An 18,432-nucleotide genomic window follows, 5' to 3' on the forward strand; every position below is an offset into this window, starting at 1 on the left:
TCCAGCGCCCGGCAGGACGCTTCTCGCGTCCTGTTAGACGCCTGACAGACCCGTTAGGTCATCAACTGGCGCACACCGTCTTGTCCGCCGTCGACTTGTCGACGTCGGGCGCCTTCGTCGGGGTGGTCATCGACACCCCGGCGCCCTTGAAGTCCTTGCCCAGGGTCAGCACGATCGCGGGCAGACCCTGTGAGTTCTTCTCGCTCTTGCCAGGCTTCATCGCCGAAGCGGACAGCCCCATGAGATCCGCCAGTTTGCGTGCCTGATCGGCCTGGTCGGGAGAGTACTCCAGGGTCGTCTTGCTGAGTGTTTCGTCAGCGTTTCCGAGCTGGCTGGATTTGAGCACGCCCTCATCATTCTGCAGCCAGTTAAGAGTTGCCTGTGCGGAGCCGGCATCGGCGCCGCCGTTGTAGATGTCGACGCGGATGTCGGCGGCGGCGGAGCGGGTGCCCTTGAGGCGGGCGGCCACCGCGGCCTTCTCCTTTTTCTCCTTCTGCTTCACCGCGGTGAAGGAGACGTCGTTCTTGATGGCGTCGAAGACCTCGGGTGCCGTCGTCGGGTTGACGACGACCGTCGCGTGGACCTTCTCGGTCGGGTTGTCGATCACCGGCACCGTGGTGAAGGTGATGTTCTTCGCCGGCACCTTCTTCAGCTCCAGGGCGATGTCCTTGAGCGTGCTCACCTTGCCGATGCCGGTGTCCACGGTGAGCGCCTTGGTGGCGGCCTCGGCCAGCTTTATCAGCTTGGTGGGGCTGGTGAGGGTGTTGCTGGAGCTCATCTTGCGCATCAGGGAGCCCATGAACTGCTGCTGCACCTTGATGCGGTCGAGGTCGCCCTGGTTGCCGAAGCTGTGCCGGGTCCGCACGAAGGCCAGCGCCTGCTCACCCTCGACAACGGACTTGCCCTTGGGCAGCTTGAGCTTCGACTCCTTGTCGTTGACGGCGTGGGCCACGCAGACCTCGACACCGCCCACGGCCGTGGTCAGCGTCTTGACCGCGTTGAAGTCGACCATCATGAAGTGGTCCGGTGCGATGCCGGTGACCGCCTTGACCGTGTTCATGGTGCAGCCCGGGTCGCGGCCCTCCTGGCCGAGGCTCGTGTTGAAGCGGACGTTCTGCGTGCCCCCGATGACCTTCGTGGTGCCGTCGGACTGAACCGTCGGGCAGTCCGGGACATCGACGATCAGGTCGCGCGGAATGCTCATCGCGGTCGCGTTCGTACGGTCCTTGGAGACGTGCAGCAGGATGTTGGTGTCGGCGTGCCCGACGCTGTTCTTGTCGCCGTAGCCCTCGTTGCCCTTACCGGTGCGCTTGTCCGTACCGATGATCAGGATGTTGAAGGCCTCGTCCTTGCTGAAGCCCTTCTTGCCCGCGCTGCCGATGTCCGTCGTGTTGACGTTGCCCTCAAGGTGCTTGAGGTAGGCGTACGCGGCGGCCGAGACGGCGACCAGCACGAAGGCCATGGTGCCGCCGGTCCACAGCAGTATCTTCTTCGCCTTCGACTTCTTGGGCTTCGTACGCCCCCGCCGGCGGCCCGGAACAGGCTCCGGCGGCTCCGCCCGGCGCCTGCGCGGACCCGGCACATCGCGGCTCGGGGTCTCGCGACCGGGAGCCTCGCGGTCCCGGCCGGGCGCGGTGCGGGCACGCGCTCCCGCGGGGGCGCTCCGCCGCGGTCTCGGTACCCCCCCTGACTGCGGTGCGGAAGGGGTCAGTCGCAGTTCGTATTCGCCGGTGCTCGGGTTGAGTACCCACTGGTCTGCGGGGTCGATGTTGTCCGCCCGCCCACGGCCTTGCGCGTCCACGGTTGTCTGAATCCTCCGTCGGGGCCACGCGGCGCCTTTCCCCCCTCTAAAGGCGCTCGGGTCTCGGTCAACCAGTGCGCGACCTCCAGGACGGACCTCGTGGCCGGGTGCACCGGATCGCTCACACTATCCGCCCAGTTCAGCGTCGAGCGACGGCCGTGACAAATTCAACGCCCCTACAACTGGGCAATCCGCCCTATTTCTCAGAGACTTCTTAGCTCAGCAGTTCCCCGCCTTGGTGTGCGCTTTACCCGCAGGCGTCCTCGGCCGCCGTGTTCCCCCGGAAAGTCGGCGTGGGTTCGGGGGTGCCGGCCGGTCCGCCGGGCCGTTTTCCCCTCGACTTTCCGTCGTCGTGGGACTCCTCTTCGTAGTTGTACGAGGAGTCGTGAGACGAGCCGCGGGAGTAGTCGCCCGGGGAGTCGTACGCGCTTTCGCCTGTCGTATTGCTGCTCTTTGTGGCGGAAACCGCATTGCTGCTCTTTGTGGCGGATACCTCCGGAAGGGCGGCGGAATCCTCCGGAAGGTTCTTCGAGACCACCAGCGGCGCGTCCGCCCGCAGCCGCGCGAAGAGTTCCGCCGCCGCGGGCTCCACGAGCTGGTCGCGATTCACGTTCAGGACGTACGACGTCCGGGGCACCGTCAGGAACTGCACACGTTCCGTGGGGATGTTGCGCATGCCGCGCACCAGGTCGTACAGCCCGCGCAGGCTCGCCAGTTCCGGGTCCGTGGTGAGCGACGAGGTGGCCGCGTCGAGCACGGGATAGAGCTTCGCCGGATTGAGCAGGACGTCATTGCTGCGCACCTTGTTGACGAGCGCGCCGAGGAACCGCTGCTGGCGGTCCATCCGGTCGGTGTCGCTGCCGTCGCCGATGCTCTTACGGGCGCGGACGTAGCCGAGAGCCTGCTCGCCGCTGAGCACGACCTTGCCCGCGGGCAGCTTCAGCTTGGCTTCCTTGTCGTCGATGGGTTCCTTCAGGCACACCTCGACACCGTCCACGGCATCGACCATGTCCTTGAACCCGTGGAAGTCGACGACCATGTGGTGGTCGACGCGGATGTTCGTGAGCTTCTCGACGGTCCGGATCGTGCAGGCCGAACCGCCCACCTCGAAAGCCGAGTTGAACATCGCGAACACCGGCTTGGTGCGGCTGCCGTCCGGCCGCCGGCAGCTCGGCATGTCCACCATCAGATCGCGGGGCAGCGAGACGGCGGTCGCGCTGCGCCGGTTCGCGGCCAGGTGCAGCAGGATCGTGGTGTCGGAGCGCTCGGTCCCGGAGTCCCGCCCGTACTTCTGGTTCCCGTCCCCCGAGCGCGAGTCCGACCCGATCAGCAGGACGTTCTGCGCGTCCCCCACCAGCGCGGTGGGCCGCTCCTTCTCGTACCGGGCGAGCTCGGCGGCGGCGGCCTCGTCCGGCGTGATGTTCGCGTTCAGCTTCTCGTACGCCGCCCAGCCGACCCCCACGGCGCCCAGCATCACGACGGCCACACCGATCGCCGTGTAACGCAGCCACCGCCGCCGACGACGTATGAGCCCGCCTCCGCTGGGCGACGCCCCGAGCCCGGTGTCGGTCACGTGTCGGTCCACCCCTCATGGCGTACGAGCGTGTCGAACTGCTCTTACGACCATGGCTCGGAGGAGGCGGGTAGGGGGGCCTTTGATGGGCCGAACGGATGACTCAAGGGGATGGCGGCCCCCTTGCTTCTAGGGGCGCGGGGCTGTGCCGATATGCGGCTCCGCCGCGTGGGCGCGACCAGCCGCAGACGGCCCGCAGCCGACGAACAACCCCCACGGCTCCCTCAGCGAGCGGTCGCGGTCACCCGCTCACTCTCCACCCGCTTGGCCACCGCATCCTCCCCGAGCTGATCCAAATGGCGGCACAGCACCACGGACCCCCCGGTGGCGAGCGGCGCGTACAACCCGGCGCTGAGCCCCTCCCACGTGTCATAGGGGAGCGCCGACAGAATCCGGGACCCCGGCCCCGTGAGATCGAACCCGGGGGCGTCGGCCCGAGCCCGCTCGACAACCTCGGCCCCCGTGTACTCGGCCCCGGCGACGATCAGCGCCGGCTCCTCCGGATCCACCGGCGCGTACGGCTGGAACCGATCCCCCTGCGTCGGCACCTCGACGGCGTAGTCGGCGTACCCGGCGGGCGGCGTCGGGAAGCGGCGCCCCAGCGGTGCGAGCGAGAGGGCGATGCGCTCGCCGGAGCAGGCGAGCCCGGCCTCGAACGCGCCGGGCCCGGCGACGACGTGGTCCGCCGCGGCCGGGTCGCCCCCGACATCGGCGATGACGCCGACCGAGGAACAGGCGAGCAGCCACGCCGCCGTCTGCCAGTGCGCGGGCAGCAGCAGCGCGACCCGTTCGCCGGGCTCGGCGGACAGCTCGTTCTGGAGCAGATTGGCGGTCTTGGCCACCCAATTGGCGAAGGTGGCCACGGACAATTCGACACGTTCGCCCGTGGCGTCGTCGTAGAAGGTCACCAGGGGGCGCGCGGGGTCCGCGGCGAGCGCGGATCGCAGCAGGTCGGCGGGGGTGCGGTCGGTGGCGTTCACGCCGGCAAGCGTACGCGGGGGCGGCGCGCGGGACCGGCCGCCCGCGCCACCGGTTCGGACGAGCGCCCCCCGACGGTCCGTCAATTCCCCGATGGACAGATATGTATGACTATGTCCACGATCGGGGGCATGCGCGGATTCCTTGCTTCCTCGGTCGGCGTCACCTGCGCGGCCGCACTCGCCCTTCCACTGGCCCTGACCGCCCCGGCGCAGGCAGAGCCCCCGGCGGGGACGTCCGAGCCGGCCGTCCCCGGCAGCACCCAGTCCCTGCCGCTCGCCCCGCTCTCCGGCGAGCGCTCTCTCGGCTCCGCCGCGCCCGAACAGGGGCTCACGCGACGGGACGTACGGCCGTTCTCCCTGGTCGGTGTCGTCTGGGACAACCCGGACAGTGAGCTGTACGGACGCGTCCAGGTCCGTACCCGTACGGTCGCGAACGGCGACTGGTCCGGCTGGCAGGACGTCGAGACGCACAACCACGAGCACGCGGCCGACCCGGACACCGCCGAGGGCGAATCGGGCCGGGTGCGCGGCTCCACGGCGCCCCTGTGGGTGGGGAACTCGGACGGCGTCGAAGTGCGCGTCCAGGCGGAGGAGGACGAGCGGGCGACGGCTCCGGGCGACTCGCCGCTCCCCAGGGGGCTCCACCTCGAACTCGTCGACCCCGGCGCGGACGCCCCATCCGCGGGCGCACCGGTGGGAGACCTGCGCCTGAGCGCTCACGAGAGCGCCGGCATGGACGATTCGCGCTCCGGCGCACTCTCCCCCGAGGCCGCCGTCACGTCCGCCGTCAACGCCGATCTCGCGCCCCTCGGCGCCCTGGAGATCCCCGCGCTCTCCCAGGAGGAGACGGAGCGCGAATTCCTCGCCGCACGCCGGGGCGAGCAGCGCGCGAAGCCGTACATCGGCGCACGCCCGCGCATCATCACGCGCCGCGGCTGGGGCGCGAACGAGAGCCTGCGCGAGCGCGGCTTCGTCTACACGAAGAAGGTCAAGGCCGCCTTCGTTCACCACACGGCCTCGGGCAACAACTACAGCTGCTCCCAAGCCCCTTCGGTCATCCGCAGTATCTACCGCTACCACGTGGTGAGCAGCGGCTGGCGCGACATCGGCTACAACTTCCTCGTCGACAAGTGCGGAAACATCTACGAGGGGCGCGCCGGGGGCGTGGCGAAGGCCGTCAGGGGCGCCCACACTCTCGGTTTCAACACCAACAGCATGGGGATCGCCGTACTCGGCACCTTCGGCAAGACGAAGCCGTCGAGTGCCGCAGTCCAAGCCATCGCGCGTCTCACGGCCTGGAAACTCGGCCTCTACGGAGCGAATCCGCGTGGCAAGACATACCTGACGTCGGGCGGTGGCAATCTCTACCAAAAGGGAAAGAGCGTGCGACTGAACGTGATCTCCGGCCATCGGGACGGATTCGCGACGGAGTGCCCAGGAAGGCTCCTGTACGGCAAGCTCGGTTCGGCCCGCAAGGCGGCGGCCCGCTACCAGGGACGGTAGGGCGCCCGACCCAGGGGGCAGAACGGGGCAGACAGAACCACCAGCCATCAGAGGGTCATCGAACGACACCGCACAGCCGTCGAAGGCGCCATCGAACAGTCTGCATACACTGGCCGGCCGAAACACAGTTCGGCCGGTCCCGGCAGGAAGCAGAGACGACAGGTGACAGAAGCGATCCTCCTGGTCGGCGGCAGAGGCACCCGGCTGCGTCCGCTCACGGTGCACACCCCCAAGCCGATGGTTCCGGCGGCCGGGGTCCCCTTCCTCACACACCAGCTGGCGCGGGCGAGGGCGGCGGGCGTCGAGCACATCGTCCTGGCGACCTCCTACCTGGCCGAGGTCTTCGAGCCGTACTTCGGCGACGGCTCCTCCCTGGGCCTCCACCTCGAGTACGTCACCGAGGAAGAGCCCCTCGGCACGGGCGGCGCCATCCGCAACGTGGCGTCCCGGCTCCACTCGGGACCCGACGACCCGGTACTGATCTTCAACGGTGACATCCTCACGGGCCTGGACATCCCGGCCCTGGTCCGCACCCACGAGACGACCGGCGCGGACGTCTCCCTCCACCTCACCCGTGTCGAGGACCCGCGCGCGTACGGCCTGGTCCCCACGGATGCCACCGGCCGCGTCACGGCCTTCCTGGAGAAGCCCCAGACGCCCGAGGAGATCGTCACCGACCAGATCAACGCGGGGGCGTACGTCTTCCGCCGCGCGGTCATCGACACGATCCCCGAGGGCCGCCCGGTCTCGGTCGAACGCGAGACCTTCCCCGAGCTGCTGGCCACCGGTGCCCACCTCCAGGGCATGGTGGACTCCACCTACTGGCTGGACCTGGGCACCCCGCAGGCCTTCGTCCGCGGCTCCGCGGACCTCGTCCTCGGCCGCGCCCCGTCCCCGGCCGTCCCCGGCCGCTGCGGCGACCGCCTGATCCTGCCCACGGCCACGGTCGCTCCCGACGCCAAACTCACCGGCGGCACGGTGGTGGGCGACGGCGCCCGCGTCGGCGAGGGCGCCCGCATCACCGGCAGCACGATCCTCTCGGGCGCGGTGATCGCCCCCGGCGCCGTCATCACCGACTCCCTCATCGGCGCCCGCGCCCACATCGGCGAACGCACCATCCTCACCAACACGGTCATCGGCGACGGCGCGACCGTAGGCCCCGACAACGAACTCCGCGAGGGCGTACGCGTCTGGTGCGACGCCCACATTCCAGCGGCCTCACTCCGCTTCTCCTCGGACCAGTAGCCCCCAGCTGCCCGCGCCCCGTTAGGGGCGCGGGGAACTGCGCGAGCAACCCCCACCGCCCCGCAGACGCATTCAGGGGCGCGGGGAACGGCGCAATCTTTCAGGGGGGTCCGGGGGCGCAGCCCCCAGGAACGGGATGGGACGGGTAGGGGCGGCGGGGGCGATCACAACCGCCCAATATCCCCGCGGGGCATCTTCGGCACACGCCGCGGCGGCGTCCGCCCCGACAGCAGAATGAGCCGAGCCGCCCGATGCCGCTGCCCCGCATACGGCTCGAGCAGCGAGAGCATCACAGAGTCATCCGCATCCCGGTCATCCGCCAGGGCATACCCCACGATGCCGGGAAGATGAAGATCCCCCACGGTCACCGCATCCGCCGCCCCATGACTCCGCTGCACAACCTCCGCAGAGGTCCAGGGCCCCACCCCGGACACCAACTCAAGCCGAGCCTGAGCCCGCACGGAATCGAACGACACGGCCTCCTCAAGCCGCGCAGCGACCCGCACAGCCCGAAGAACCGTAGAAGCCCTCTTGTTGTCGACCCCGGCCCGATGCCACTCCCAGGACGGGATCAACGCCCAGGTCCGCGGCGCCGGCATGACGTACATCCGCTCCGGCGCGGGCCCCGGCGCGGGCTCCCCGAACTTCCGCACGAGCAACCGCCACGCCCGATAAGCCTCGTCCGTGGTCACCTTCTGCTCCAGCACGGACGGAATCAGCGACTCCAGCACGAGCCCGGTACGCGTCAGCCGCAGCCCCGGCCGCCGATGCCGCGTGAGCGCGACCAGCCGGTGCCGTGGCTCGAAGGCGTCCGGATCGTCCGCCGCCCCGAGCAGTTCGGGAAGCCGATCGAGCAGCCACTCGGCCCCCGGCCCCCACGCCTCGCCCTGAACCACCCCGCCCCGCAGCACGACCCGCAGGGTCCCGGGCCCGGCGGGCGTAAGGCTGGCCCGCCACACGGCCCCGTCCGCCGTCGCCCGGAACGTCGGATCGCCCGGCCCACGCCGCAGCGGCCCGAGCACGAGCCCGAGATCGAGTGGTCCGGCCGGTGTCCACGTACGGCTGCGTCCGGCCACAGGCGCCTGGCGAGGCACCCCGCCAGGCACGACGACATGCCCGCCGCGCACGGTCGTACGCGTCGGCCGAGGAGCGAAACGTCCAGCCACGAATGAGGTCCTACACGAATGAGGTCCTGATGGAGGTCGAGGTCCCAGGGCCGCCGATGGAGGTCCCAGGGATGCTCAGGGTGCCTTACGAGAGTAGGCGCTGCGGATGCCCCGTAGGCGCCGGACGCCTCAGCGCACCTCGATGAACGCCTCCGCGTCCCGCTCCGGCCGGGCCCGCGGCGCCTCCGCGGCATGCCCCACGGCGACGGCCCCCATCGGATCCCAACCCTCCGGCAGCCCCAGCGCCTCCCGTACGACATCCCGGCAGAACATCGTCGACGACACCCACGCGGAGCCGAGCCGCTCCCCGGCCAGCGCGACCAGGAAGTTCTGCACCCCCGCACCGGCGGCGACCACGAACATCTCGCGCTCGGCCCCGTCCCGGCGTACGTCGCCGTACATATGGGACCCGTCCATCACCAGGCACGGCACCACGAGGTACGGCGCGTTGCGCAGCACGTCCCCCCGTCGCACCCGCTTGGCGATGGATTCCTCGCTCTTCTCATCCCCCCGCAGATCCGCGATCCACGCGTCCCGCATGGCGTCGAGCAGCCGCGTCCGGGACTCCTGCGACTCAAGGAGGACGAACCGCCATGGAGTGGTGTGATGCGGCGCCGGAGCGGTCACCGCCGCGGCGACCGCCCGCCGTACGGCACCGGGGTCGACGGGCTCGTCGGTGAACGCCCGTACGGTACGCCGCTGGGTCACCGCCTCCCGTACTGCTTCCGAGGTGCCCAGCCGGAACATGTCGTCGTGCGCGCCGCGCACCATCGCCCGCGCCCCTTCGCCGTCGTCCTCGGCCACCACGTGCGGCAGCCCGCGCACGACGGCGACGGGCAGCCCGGAGGCCTTGCCTTTGACCAGGTCACCGGCGGAGGCGAGCTCGTCGGCGGTGGCGACGACGGTCGCGCTCAGCGGATTGCCGTACGCGTCCGTGCCGCCGCGCAGATCGTCGAGTACGTGTACGCCCGCGGCGCCGATGGCGACATCGGTGAGCCCGGTGCGCCAGGGCCGCCCGAAGGTGTCGGTGATCACGACACCGACCTCGACCCCGAGTGTGTCCCGCAGCCCTTCCCGGATCGCCCGCGCCGACGCGTCGGGGTCCTCGGGCAGCAACAGCACGGTCCCGGCGGGGGTGTTGGAGGCATCGACACCGGCGGCGGCCATGACGAGCCCCTGCCGGTTCTCCACGATCCGCAGGGTCCCGCGCCGCGCCACGACCCGCACGGTCTCGGCGTCGATGGCGGCCTCACGGTCGACGGCCTCGACGATCCGCCCCTCAGCCTTGGACACGATCTTGGAGGTGACGAGGAGTACGTCCCCGTCGACGAGCCCGGGCTCGGTCGCGGCGATGAGCTTCGCGAGGTCGTCGCCCTGACGAACCTCAGGAAGCCCGTCCAACGCCCAGACCCGATAGCCCGTGGCATCACCCTGTCCGCTCAAGACGCCCGTACCTCCTCCGCCAGTGCCAGCGCCTCACGCGCCATCTGCGCCGTCGCGTCGAGGTCGGCCATCATCAGGGGCACGGCCCGGCACCGGATTCCGGCCGCCTCCACACGCTCCACGGCGGAAGCGTCCACCGTGTCGACGAGCCAGCCGTCGAGGAGCCCCGAGCCGTAGTGCTCGGCGACCGCCGCGGCCGTGGACTCGACGCCCACCGCGGCGAGCACCTTGTCGGCCATGCCGCGCACCGGCGCGTCCCCGACGATGGGGGAGAGGCCGACCACGGGCACGCCCGCGTCGGCGATGGCCTCGCGGATGCCGGGCACGGCGAGGATGGTGCCGACGGACACGACGGGGTTGGACGGCGGGAAGAGCACGACGTCCGCCTCGGCGATGGCTTCGAGCACCCCGGGCGCGGGCTTGGCCTGCTCGGCGCCGACCGGCACGATCGCCTCGGCCGGGACGGAGGCCCGCAGCCGCACCCAGTACTCCTGGAAGTGGACGACCTTGCGCTCGCCGGAGCCGGAGCCGGAGCCGTCGGCGGGCAGCGTGACGGCGACATGCGTCTCGACGCGGTCGTCGGACATGGGGATGAGCCGGACGCCCGGCTTCCACCGGTCGCACAGCGCCTCGGTGACGGCGCTGAGCGGATAGCCCGCGCCCAGCATCTGCGTCCGCACGATGTGCGTCGCGAAGTCGCGGTCGCCGAGCCCGAACCACTCAGGCCCGACCCCGTACGCCGCGAGCTCCTCCTTCAGATGGAAGGTCTCCTCGGCCCGACCCCAGCCCTGCTCCTCGTTGATGCCGCCGCCGAGCGTGTACATCACCGTGTCGAGGTCCGGGCAGACCTTCAGCCCGAAGAGGTGGATGTCGTCGCCGGTGTTGCCGATGACCGTGATGTCCGCGTCCGGCACGGCCCGCTGGAGACCACGCAGGAACCGGGCACCACCGATACCGCCTGCCAGAACCACAATGCGCATGAGACTCAGTCTTGCAGGCGGGTACGACAACGCGTCACGCGGTCACGAGACCTCGGCGACGGCGCACTGCGCGGCGTGCATCGGCATCTCGGTAAGACCCGGGTAATAAACGTGCAGGCTCACGGCCGGTTCGAGGGAGTCGTTGACGACCTCGTGGATGTAGCCGGGCGCGAACACCCGCTGCGATCCGGCGCTCAACGCGCGCGTGCCGCGCTCCGTGCGCTCGGTCAGCGCGCCGTCCAGGACCGTCAGTACGCCGGAGGAGCCGCCGTGGTCGTGCAGCCCGCTGCCCTGCCCGGGCACCCAGGAGAGCAGCCACACCTCGTAGCCGGGGCCGGTGCGCAGCCGGTGGTACCAGCGCGAGGTCGCGTCGTACTGGACGAGGTGCTCCCACTGGGAGCGGTCGGCGGCGATGGAGCGGGCGAGGCCGACGAACTCGGCCACGGTGCCGGGGTGCTCGCGCGGCGGCTGGAGCAGGTGCGGTACTTCGAGGATGTCGCCGGCGATCTGGAGGTCGTTGTCGCTGTTCATGGGGTGCGGTGGTTCCTCGGCGGGAGAGTGCTGGGGTGTCGCGGACCATTTCCGTCCGGGTTACGAACGGGAGGGGTGCCCTGGTGTGGGCGTTCGCCCTGGAAGGGGGCGGGGATTCGCCTCAGTGGCGGCGAGGCAGCCGGAGCGCGGTGAGGCTCAACAGCTGGAACAGCAACAACAGCTACAGCGAGCGCGGGCAGCACCGTGGGACCCGGCGGTGCGGGTCGAGGTGAGTGCCAAGTTCGCGAGCATGCCCATAAGGTCCCCGGTTCACACTCCCACTGTCAACTTCATGTCCGCTATGTGGGAGATGTTTCACCTCATCCGGTTCATCTGACAGGCGAAAGGTTTGTTCAGGAGCCGCCCCGGACACATGGCGCACAACCGGGCGCACAAACCTCACTGCGACCCCGTGATCGAAATGTGATCCGGTTCGCTTCAGGGTCCGCGTCGGAACGAGATCGAACTCCTGGGCGTCCTCCCCTGTGAAGGGGCCGGGCGCCCGACCGGGACTCCTTGGGCTGTCAGGGTTTATGCCGATTTGAACACTTTCCGCATAGCCTTGGTTCCGCAGAGTGAATAAGGGGCCCAATAGCAGATCTCGGCTTGACTGGCCCGGATCGGCACACTTGTAATTTCACTCGTGTCGTTCAACCGAAATCGGTGACGGCAGCATCACGGGGACGCGAAAGACAGACGAGGGGCGCACATGACCGAGCTGGTGCAGCAACTGCTGGTCGACGACGCGGACGAGGAACTCGGCTGGCAGGAGCGCGCGCTGTGCGCCCAGACCGACCCCGAGTCCTTCTTCCCCGAGAAGGGCGGATCCACCCGCGAGGCCAAGAAGGTCTGCCTCGCCTGTGAGGTCCGCTCCGAGTGCCTCGAATACGCGCTCGCCAACGACGAGCGGTTCGGCATCTGGGGTGGTCTGTCCGAGCGTGAGCGGCGTCGCCTGAAGAAGGCAGCCGTCTGAAAGAAGCGGTACGAAGCGTACTGAGAACATACGAAGCGGTACTGAGAACAGTCGTACGCGCGCGTGTGTGTGCCCCTGACCAAACGGCACACACTCCTACGTAACGAACGGCCCGTCGCAGGTGGGTTATCCACAGGCGGCGGGCCGCCGTCTTGCCCAGCCGTTAGTGTGGGCCCTCGTCCGAGACGTCCCGCTGTCCCCGCCGGACACAGACGTCCACCGCAGTCCATCGAACCGGGGCCCGTACCTCGATGTCCGTGCACAGCCATTCGGCAGCCCATCAAGACGCCGCCGCCACCCCTGAGTTCCCGCGCCACGTGGTGACCGCGGTGCTCGTCTCCCACGACGGCGCCCGCTGGCTGCCCGAGGCGCTCGCCGGGCTGCTCGGCCAGGAGCGCCCCGTGCAGAACGCGGTGGCGGCCGACACCGGCAGCGCGGACGACTCCGCCCAGCTGCTCACCGACGCCCTCGGCGCCGACCGTGTGCTGCATCTCGCCCGCCGCACCGGTTTCGGCCAGGCCGTCGAAGAGGCCACCCGCAGCGCCAGTGTGCTCACCCCGGACGACTTGCCCTACCTGAAGCGCCCCAGCGGCTGGGACCCGGTCACGCGCACGTGGCGCGACGACGCGTACGACATGCCGGACCTCCCGCACGGCGAGCCCGAGCAGTGGCTGTGGCTGCTGCACGACGACAGTGCCCCCGAGCCGGACGCCCTGGCACAGATGCTGCGGGTCGTGGAGAACGAGCGGGAGGTCGGCCAGGAAGTCGCCGTCGTGGGCCCCAAGCTCCGCGGCTGGTACGACCGCCGTCAGCTGCTCGAAGTCGGCGTCACCATCGCCAACTCCGGCCGCCGCTGGACGGGTCTGGACCGCCGCGAACAGGACCAGGGCCAGCACGACCACGTCCACCCCGTGCTGTCCGTCTCCACCGCCGGAATGCTGATCCGGCGCGATGTCTTCGAGGAACTCGGCGGCTTCGACCGCCGACTGCCGCTGATGCGCGACGACGTCGACCTGTGCTGGCGCGCCCAGACCGCGGGCCACCGCGTCCTCGTCGCCCCCGAAGCGGTCGTACGGCACGCCGAGGCGGCCTCCCGCGAGCGCCGCACCGTCGACTGCGTGGGCCGCACCTCCGCGTCCCCGCACAAGGTCGACAAGGCGGGCGCCGTCTACACCCTCCTCGTCAACGCCCGTACCGCGCAGCTGCCCTGGATCCTGATCCGCCTGGTCCTGGGCACCCTGCTGCGCACGGTCGCGTATCTCGTCGGCAAGGTCCCTGGACAGGCGGTCGACGAGATCCGCGGTCTCCTGGGCACCCTGCTGCGCCCGGAGCGGATCATCGCGGGCCGCCGCAGGCGCGGCCGGCCCCAGATCGACAAGGGCGAGCTGCGGGCGCTGTTCCCGCCGCCCGGCGCGACCGTACGGGCCACCGTCGAACAGGTCGCGAGCAACTTCGGGGGCAGCTCCGACCCCGAGGCCACGGCCGGTGCCGGACGGCACGGCAGCGCGGTCGAGTCCGGACCGGGCGGCGACGACGCGGACTTCCTGGAGATCGAGCAGTTCGCGCGGCTCAAGCGGGTCGCCCGCAACCCCGGTCCGATGCTCTTCCTGGTGCTGCTGTTCGTCTCGCTCCTGGCCTGCCGCCAACTGCTCGGCAGCGGGGCGCTCGCGGGCGGCGCGCTGCTGCCCGCGCCCGCGGACTCCTCCGAGCTGTGGTCGCGCTACCTCGACGGCTGGCATCCGGTGGGCGCGGGCGGCACCCAGTCCGCGCCGCCCTACCTCGCGCTCGTCGCGCTGCTGTCCTCGCTGCTCCTCGGCTCCACCGGGCTCGCGGTCACCGTGCTCCTGGTGGCCTCCGTGCCGCTCGCCGGCTTCGCCGCGTACTTCGCCTCGCGCCCCCTCGTCGAGTCGCGCCTGCTGCGCGCCTGGGCGTCCGTGGCGTACGCCTTCCTGCCCGCCGCCACCGGCGCGCTCGCGGGCGGCCGTATCGGCACCGCCGTCCTCGCGATCCTGCTGCCGCTCATCGCGCGCGCGGGCATGGCCGCGAGCGGGCTGACGCACTCCTCCGGGGCGCGCGGCAGCTGGCGCGCCACCTGGGCCTACGCCCTGCTGCTGACGTTCACCACGGCGTTCACGCCGATCGTGTGGCCCATCGCGCTGGTCCTTGGCATCGCACTCCTCGTAGTGCGCAGGAACGAGATCGTCGCCTACGGGTTGCGTTTCCTGGCCCAGCTCGGCACCCCGCTGCTGATCCTCGCCCCCTGGTCGCTGACGCTGCTCCCGTTCGGCTTCTTCAAGGAAGCCGGTCTGGAGTACGGCGACAGCGCGGCCTCCGCGCTCGACCTGCTCGGCGCCAGCCCCGGCGGCCCCGGGACCGTCAGCGGGCTGATGCTGTTCGGCATCGTGCTGGCCGCGCTGGCCGCCCTGCTGCGCGGCGGGCGACAGCAGTCGGTGTGGGTCGCCTGGGCTGCCGCCCTGGTCGCGCTCGTCTTCGCCGTGCTGTCCAACAGCTCCACCTGGGCCGGGCCCGCGACCCTCGTCTACGGCCTCGGGCTCCTTGCCGCCGCCGCGGTCGGCGCCGACGGGGCACGCGCGCGTGTGGCCGAGCAGAGCTTCGGCTGGCGCCAGCCGGTGGCCGCGCTCATCGCCTTCGCCTGCGCGGCGGGGCCGCTGCTCGTCGCCGCCGGGTGGATCATCGGGGGCGCCGACGGGCCCGTGGAGCGCCGCGACCCGGTGCAGGTGCCCGCGTTCGTCGCCGAGGAGAGCGGCACGCGCGACCAGGCCCGCACCCTCGTCCTCGACAGCCGCTCGGCCGCCAAGGTCGGCTACACCCTCGTGCGCGGCTCCGGCGCCCGCCTCGGCGACGCCGAACTCGCGGCGGCGGACGGCGCGAACAAGAAGCTCGACAAGGTCGTCGCCAACCTCGTGGCCGGCTCCGGCGCCGACCAGGCCGACGAACTCGGCGGCTTCGCCGTGCGCTATGTCCTCGTCCGCAAGGGCGCGCCCCGCGAGATGAGCCGCGTCCTGGACGCCACACCGGGCCTGACCCGGCTCAGCCAGCAGGACGGCAGCGCCCTGTGGCGCGTCGACCGGCAGGTCTCGCGCGCCGCGATCGTCCCCAAGTCCGGCGACGCGACGTCCATCGCGGCCGGACCCGTCGAACTGCACACGACCATCCCCGCCGGAGCCGACGGCCGCGTCCTGCGCCTCGCCGACACGGCCAACGAGGGCTGGACGGCGACCCTGGACGGAAAGCCGCTCACCCGCACCACGGTCGACGGCTGGGCGCAGGGCTTCGAACTGCCCACCACCGGCGGCACGTTGGACGTCACCTTCGACGCTCCGGTGAGCCACACCGCCTGGCTGTGGGCGCAGGGCGCGCTCGCCGTCGTCCTCGTGGTGCTCGCCCTGCCCGGGCGGCGCCGGGACGTCGACGACGACCTCCCCGAGGAGCAGGCCGTCCCCGCCCAGGACGTCACGGGCGAGGGCCGCCGCGCCCGCCGTCTGCGCGCCCAGGCCGAGGCGGAGGCCGAGCAGGCCGCCGAGAACGCCGAGCCCACCGAGGGCGCCGACACCCTTCCTCCTCCGGAGGAGGAGGTCCCGGCCGCCGTCCCGCAACAGCAGGCGTACGGCGAGTGGGACACACCGAGCTACGCGGGCGCCGACTACGGCACCTACGGCGGCGAGCAGTACCAGGGCCAGCAGCAGTACCCGGCGGGCACCTACGAGCAGCCGTACCAGGCGGACCCCTACCAGAGCGGCCAGTACGACCCGTACGCCTACGGGGGCACCACGTCGTACGACCAGACGTACGGCGGCCAGGGCTACGACGCGGCGGGCCAGGGCTACGACCCGGCGTACGACCCGGCGCAGCCCCCGATGCCCGCGCAGCCGCCGCACGGCACCGACAGTGAGCGCCCCGACGGGAGCCAGCAGTGAACCGCACCACCCTGTCCCTGATCGCCGGCGCGACCGCGCTCGCCGCCGTCACCGGATTCGCCGCGCTCAGCGCACCGGCCGCCTCCGGCGACGCGAGCACCGCCAGGACGGCCGCCCAACTGCCCGTGGAGCGCACCAGCCTGCTCTGCCCGCAGCCCAGCACCTCCGACATCGCGGACACCGCGTACACGTCCTTCACGCCCGTCTCGAAGGGCACCGGTGACAGCGGCAAGGCCGAACTCCAGTCGGCTACCGAGGAGTCGGCGGGCGCGGCCGGCGGCAAGAAGAGCGGCAAGAGTGCCGACAAGCCGGTTGTGACACCCAAGGAGCCCGGCAAGCCGGCCACCGGCGACAGCTCGGGCGCCGAGGCGCCCGCCCTCGTCGGCACCGCCGAGGGCAGGTTCGCGCCGGGCTGGACCGTCCAGGAGACCACCGAGGTCGCCGCGGGCACCGGGCGCGGTCTGCTCGGCACCAACTGCACCGCCCCGGACACCGAGTTCTGGTTCCCGGGCGCCAGCACCGCCGCCGACCGCACCGACTACGTGCACCTGACCAACCCCGACGACTCGGCCGCCGTCGTCGACATCGAGCTGTACGGCAAGGACGGTGCCCTCAAGTCCACGGTGGGCGACGGGATCACGGTCCAGCCCCACGCCAGCGAGCCGATCCTGCTGAACACGCTCACCGACGACGCGCAGACCAACCTCACGGTGCACGTGACGGTCCGCAGCGGCCGCGTCGGAGCCACCGTGCAGGCCCTGGACGACAAGCTCGGCGGCGACTGGCTGGCCGCCTCCACCGACCCCGCGCGCAGCCTCGTCCTGCCGGGCATCCCCAAGGACGCCACCTCCGTGCGCCTGGTCGCCTTCGTGCCCGGCGACACCGACGCCGACCTGAAGGTGCGCCTCGCCACCCCTTCGGGGCTGATCACGCCCGCGGGGCACGAGACGCTGCACGTGAAGGCCGGCATGACCGCCGCGATCGACCTCGGTGACGTCACACGGGGCGAAGCGGGCTCCCTGGTGCTGACGCCGACCGGCACGTCGGTTCCGGTCGTCGCCGCCCTGCGGGTCGTCCGCGGCACGGGCGCCAAGCAGGAGACCGCTTTCATCCCCGCCACCAGCCAGGTCGGCACGCGCGCGACGGTCGCGGACAACAGCTCCAAGGGCACCACGCTCGCCCTGGCCGCCCCCGGTCGCGCTGCTCAGGTCAAGGTCACCGCGTCCGCGGGCAGCGGTGGCGGTACGGCCGTGACGAAGACGTTCACGATCAAGGCCGGCACGACCCAGAACGTCGAGGCACCGGTCCCGGCCGGCCTCAAGGGGACGTACGCGCTCACGGTCGAACCGGTCTCCGGAGGCCCCGTCTACGCCTCCCGGATGCTCGCCGTCACCGAGGAGGGCGTCCCCGGCTTCACGGTCCAGACCCTCCCGGACGACCGCGGAACGGTCGCGGTACCGGCGGCCGATCAGGATCTCTCGGTGCTGCTGAAGTAGGGCCGGCCGGAGAAAACGGGCTCCACGCGCGCGTGCGGGGTGCTTGCGAGAGTTTTCGCCCCGCACACGTGCGTGCCGGAAACTCTCGCAGCACCCCGCACGCGCGCGTTCCGTGAAGTCGTAGTACTCGTACGGGTGTCAGTTCGCCCCGTATGGGTGTCAGTCCTCGCCGTACCGCGGATCCACCGTCTCCGGTGTCAGCCCCAGCAGTTCCGCGACCTGCTCCACGACGACCTCGTGCACCAGGGCGGCGCGCTCGTCGCGGCCCTTGGTGCGGATCTCGACCGGGCGGCGGTAGACGACCACGCGCGCGGGGCGGCCCTCGTGTGCCGGAATCGTGCCGCCCAGAGGCACCGCCTCGTCGCTCCAGCCGTCGCCGGAGCCTTCCAGACGGGGCACTTCGAGGACCAGGAAGTCGATGTCGGCGAGCTGCGGCCAGCGCCGCTCCAGCCGCTCCACGGAGTCCTGCACCAGGTCCGCGAACACCTCGGCGCGGCTCGCGGCGAGCGGCACCTGGGGTGGCGCGACGGGGCCACGCATGCCCCTGCCATGGCGGTCACGACGGCGGGGCCCGGGTGCGGCGGCGCGGGGCGGTACGGGGTTGTCCATCACTGGCGAAGCGTAGTCCCAGGAAGGCCCGTGTGCCCGACCCCCACGCGGCTGCCCGCGGACCGTGGGCGGACCGTGGGCGGAGTGGGACGCGAAGTCCGGTGATCACGCCGGATGTCGCTCGATGACCATTCCGGCCAAGGTTGGGCTCGATTCCGCATCCCTCCAAGACCGTCGCTCACATGGCAATTGAC

At 71.1% G+C, this 18,432-nt stretch carries 13 protein-coding genes; 5 read left to right on the forward strand and 8 right to left on the reverse strand.

Translation table 11 applies throughout. The annotated features are described in order from the left end of the window. Positions 1 to 61: 61 nt before the first annotated feature. From OIC96_RS28960 to OIC96_RS28970, 3 genes are all read right to left on the reverse strand, one after another. Positions 62 to 1,801 carry an LCP family protein gene (locus tag OIC96_RS28960; RefSeq protein WP_330305035.1) on the reverse strand — a complete coding sequence of 580 codons (1,740 nt, stop codon included), beginning with the start codon at positions 1,799 to 1,801 and terminating at the stop codon, positions 62 to 64. A gap of 247 nt (positions 1,802 to 2,048) precedes the next feature. Further along, entirely contained in the window at positions 2,049 to 3,374 is a 1,326-nt protein-coding gene (locus OIC96_RS28965) for an LCP family protein (RefSeq protein ID WP_406501708.1), read from the reverse strand. A gap of 224 nt (positions 3,375 to 3,598) precedes the next feature. Then, entirely contained in the window at positions 3,599 to 4,354 is a 756-nt protein-coding gene (locus OIC96_RS28970; RefSeq protein ID WP_330305034.1) for a TIGR03089 family protein, read from the reverse strand. Between the two features lie 111 nt (positions 4,355 to 4,465). Between OIC96_RS28970 and OIC96_RS28975 the strand changes: the two genes are divergently transcribed. Both OIC96_RS28975 and OIC96_RS28980 read left to right on the forward strand, forming a co-directional pair. Then, positions 4,466 to 5,857: a peptidoglycan recognition protein family protein gene (locus tag OIC96_RS28975; RefSeq protein WP_330310135.1), complete on the forward strand. Its 1,392-nt coding sequence runs from the start codon at positions 4,466 to 4,468 to the stop codon at positions 5,855 to 5,857. 162 nt (positions 5,858 to 6,019) lie between these two features. Beyond that, complete coding sequence (locus OIC96_RS28980) at positions 6,020 to 7,102, forward strand: NDP-sugar synthase (protein ID WP_330305033.1); 1,083 nt, start codon at positions 6,020 to 6,022, stop codon at positions 7,100 to 7,102. 164 nt (positions 7,103 to 7,266) lie between these two features. Here the strand turns inward: OIC96_RS28980 and OIC96_RS28985 are convergent, their stop codons facing one another. The 4 genes from OIC96_RS28985 to OIC96_RS29000 all read right to left on the reverse strand — a co-directional run bounded on the left by OIC96_RS28985 (position 7,267) and on the right by OIC96_RS29000 (position 11,222). Further along, the gene (locus OIC96_RS28985) at positions 7,267 to 8,268 is read right to left on the reverse strand and encodes a DNA-3-methyladenine glycosylase family protein (protein ID WP_330305032.1); all 1,002 of its coding nucleotides are present in this window, start codon (positions 8,266 to 8,268) and stop codon (positions 7,267 to 7,269) included. A 129-nt stretch (positions 8,269 to 8,397) separates the two neighbouring features. Then, positions 8,398 to 9,711, reverse strand: a complete 1,314-nt coding sequence (locus OIC96_RS28990) for a coenzyme F420-0:L-glutamate ligase (RefSeq protein ID WP_330305031.1) — start codon at positions 9,709 to 9,711, stop codon at positions 8,398 to 8,400. Continuing rightward, positions 9,708 to 10,691: a 2-phospho-L-lactate transferase gene (cofD, locus tag OIC96_RS28995; RefSeq protein ID WP_330305030.1), complete on the reverse strand. Its 984-nt coding sequence runs from the start codon at positions 10,689 to 10,691 to the stop codon at positions 9,708 to 9,710. The genes OIC96_RS28990 and cofD overlap by 4 nt, the downstream gene beginning before the upstream one ends. 42 nt (positions 10,692 to 10,733) lie before the next feature. Next, positions 10,734 to 11,222 carry a cysteine dioxygenase gene (locus OIC96_RS29000; RefSeq protein ID WP_330305029.1) on the reverse strand — a complete coding sequence of 163 codons (489 nt, stop codon included), beginning with the start codon at positions 11,220 to 11,222 and terminating at the stop codon, positions 10,734 to 10,736. A 709-nt stretch (positions 11,223 to 11,931) separates the two neighbouring features. Here OIC96_RS29000 and OIC96_RS29005 point away from each other — a divergent pair. The 3 genes from OIC96_RS29005 to OIC96_RS29015 all read left to right on the forward strand — a co-directional run bounded on the left by OIC96_RS29005 (position 11,932) and on the right by OIC96_RS29015 (position 17,629). Beyond that, positions 11,932 to 12,195, forward strand: coding sequence for a WhiB family transcriptional regulator (locus OIC96_RS29005; protein WP_003975777.1), 264 nt, complete (start codon positions 11,932 to 11,934; stop codon positions 12,193 to 12,195). Positions 12,196 to 12,446: 251 nt separating this feature from the next. Then, a complete protein-coding gene (locus tag OIC96_RS29010; protein WP_330305028.1) occupies positions 12,447 to 16,133 on the forward strand; it encodes a glycosyltransferase in 3,687 nt (1,228 codons plus the stop codon). Next, positions 16,130 to 17,629: a DUF5719 family protein gene (locus OIC96_RS29015; protein WP_330305027.1), complete on the forward strand. Its 1,500-nt coding sequence runs from the start codon at positions 16,130 to 16,132 to the stop codon at positions 17,627 to 17,629. Before OIC96_RS29010 ends, OIC96_RS29015 begins: the two co-directional genes overlap by 4 nt. A gap of 159 nt (positions 17,630 to 17,788) precedes the next feature. On the opposite strand, the gene OIC96_RS29020 is transcribed toward OIC96_RS29015, so the two are convergent. Further along, a complete protein-coding gene (locus OIC96_RS29020) occupies positions 17,789 to 18,238 on the reverse strand; it encodes a metallopeptidase family protein (protein WP_330310134.1) in 450 nt (149 codons plus the stop codon). Between the last annotated feature and the right edge of the window lie 194 nt (positions 18,239 to 18,432).

It is taken from the genome of Streptomyces sp. NBC_00775 (assembly GCF_036347135.1).
GTDB lineage: Bacteria > Actinomycetota > Actinomycetes > Streptomycetales > Streptomycetaceae > Streptomyces > Streptomyces lutosisoli.

Bases quoted from the DNA above. Each gene is read 5' to 3' on its own strand.
- OIC96_RS28975 (WP_330310135.1), top strand. From the start codon at position 4,466: ATGTCCACGATCGGGGGCATGCGCGGATTCCTTGCTTCCTCGGTCGGC.
- cofD (WP_330305030.1), bottom strand. From the start codon at position 10,691: ATGCGCATTGTGGTTCTGGCAGGCGGTATCGGTGGTGCCCGGTTCCTG.
- OIC96_RS29000 (WP_330305029.1), bottom strand. From the start codon at position 11,222: ATGAACAGCGACAACGACCTCCAGATCGCCGGCGACATCCTCGAAGTA.
- OIC96_RS29005 (WP_003975777.1), top strand. From the start codon at position 11,932: ATGACCGAGCTGGTGCAGCAACTGCTGGTCGACGACGCGGACGAGGAA.
- OIC96_RS29010 (WP_330305028.1), top strand. From the start codon at position 12,447: ATGTCCGTGCACAGCCATTCGGCAGCCCATCAAGACGCCGCCGCCACC.
- OIC96_RS29020 (WP_330310134.1), bottom strand. From the start codon at position 18,238: ATGGACAACCCCGTACCGCCCCGCGCCGCCGCACCCGGGCCCCGCCGT.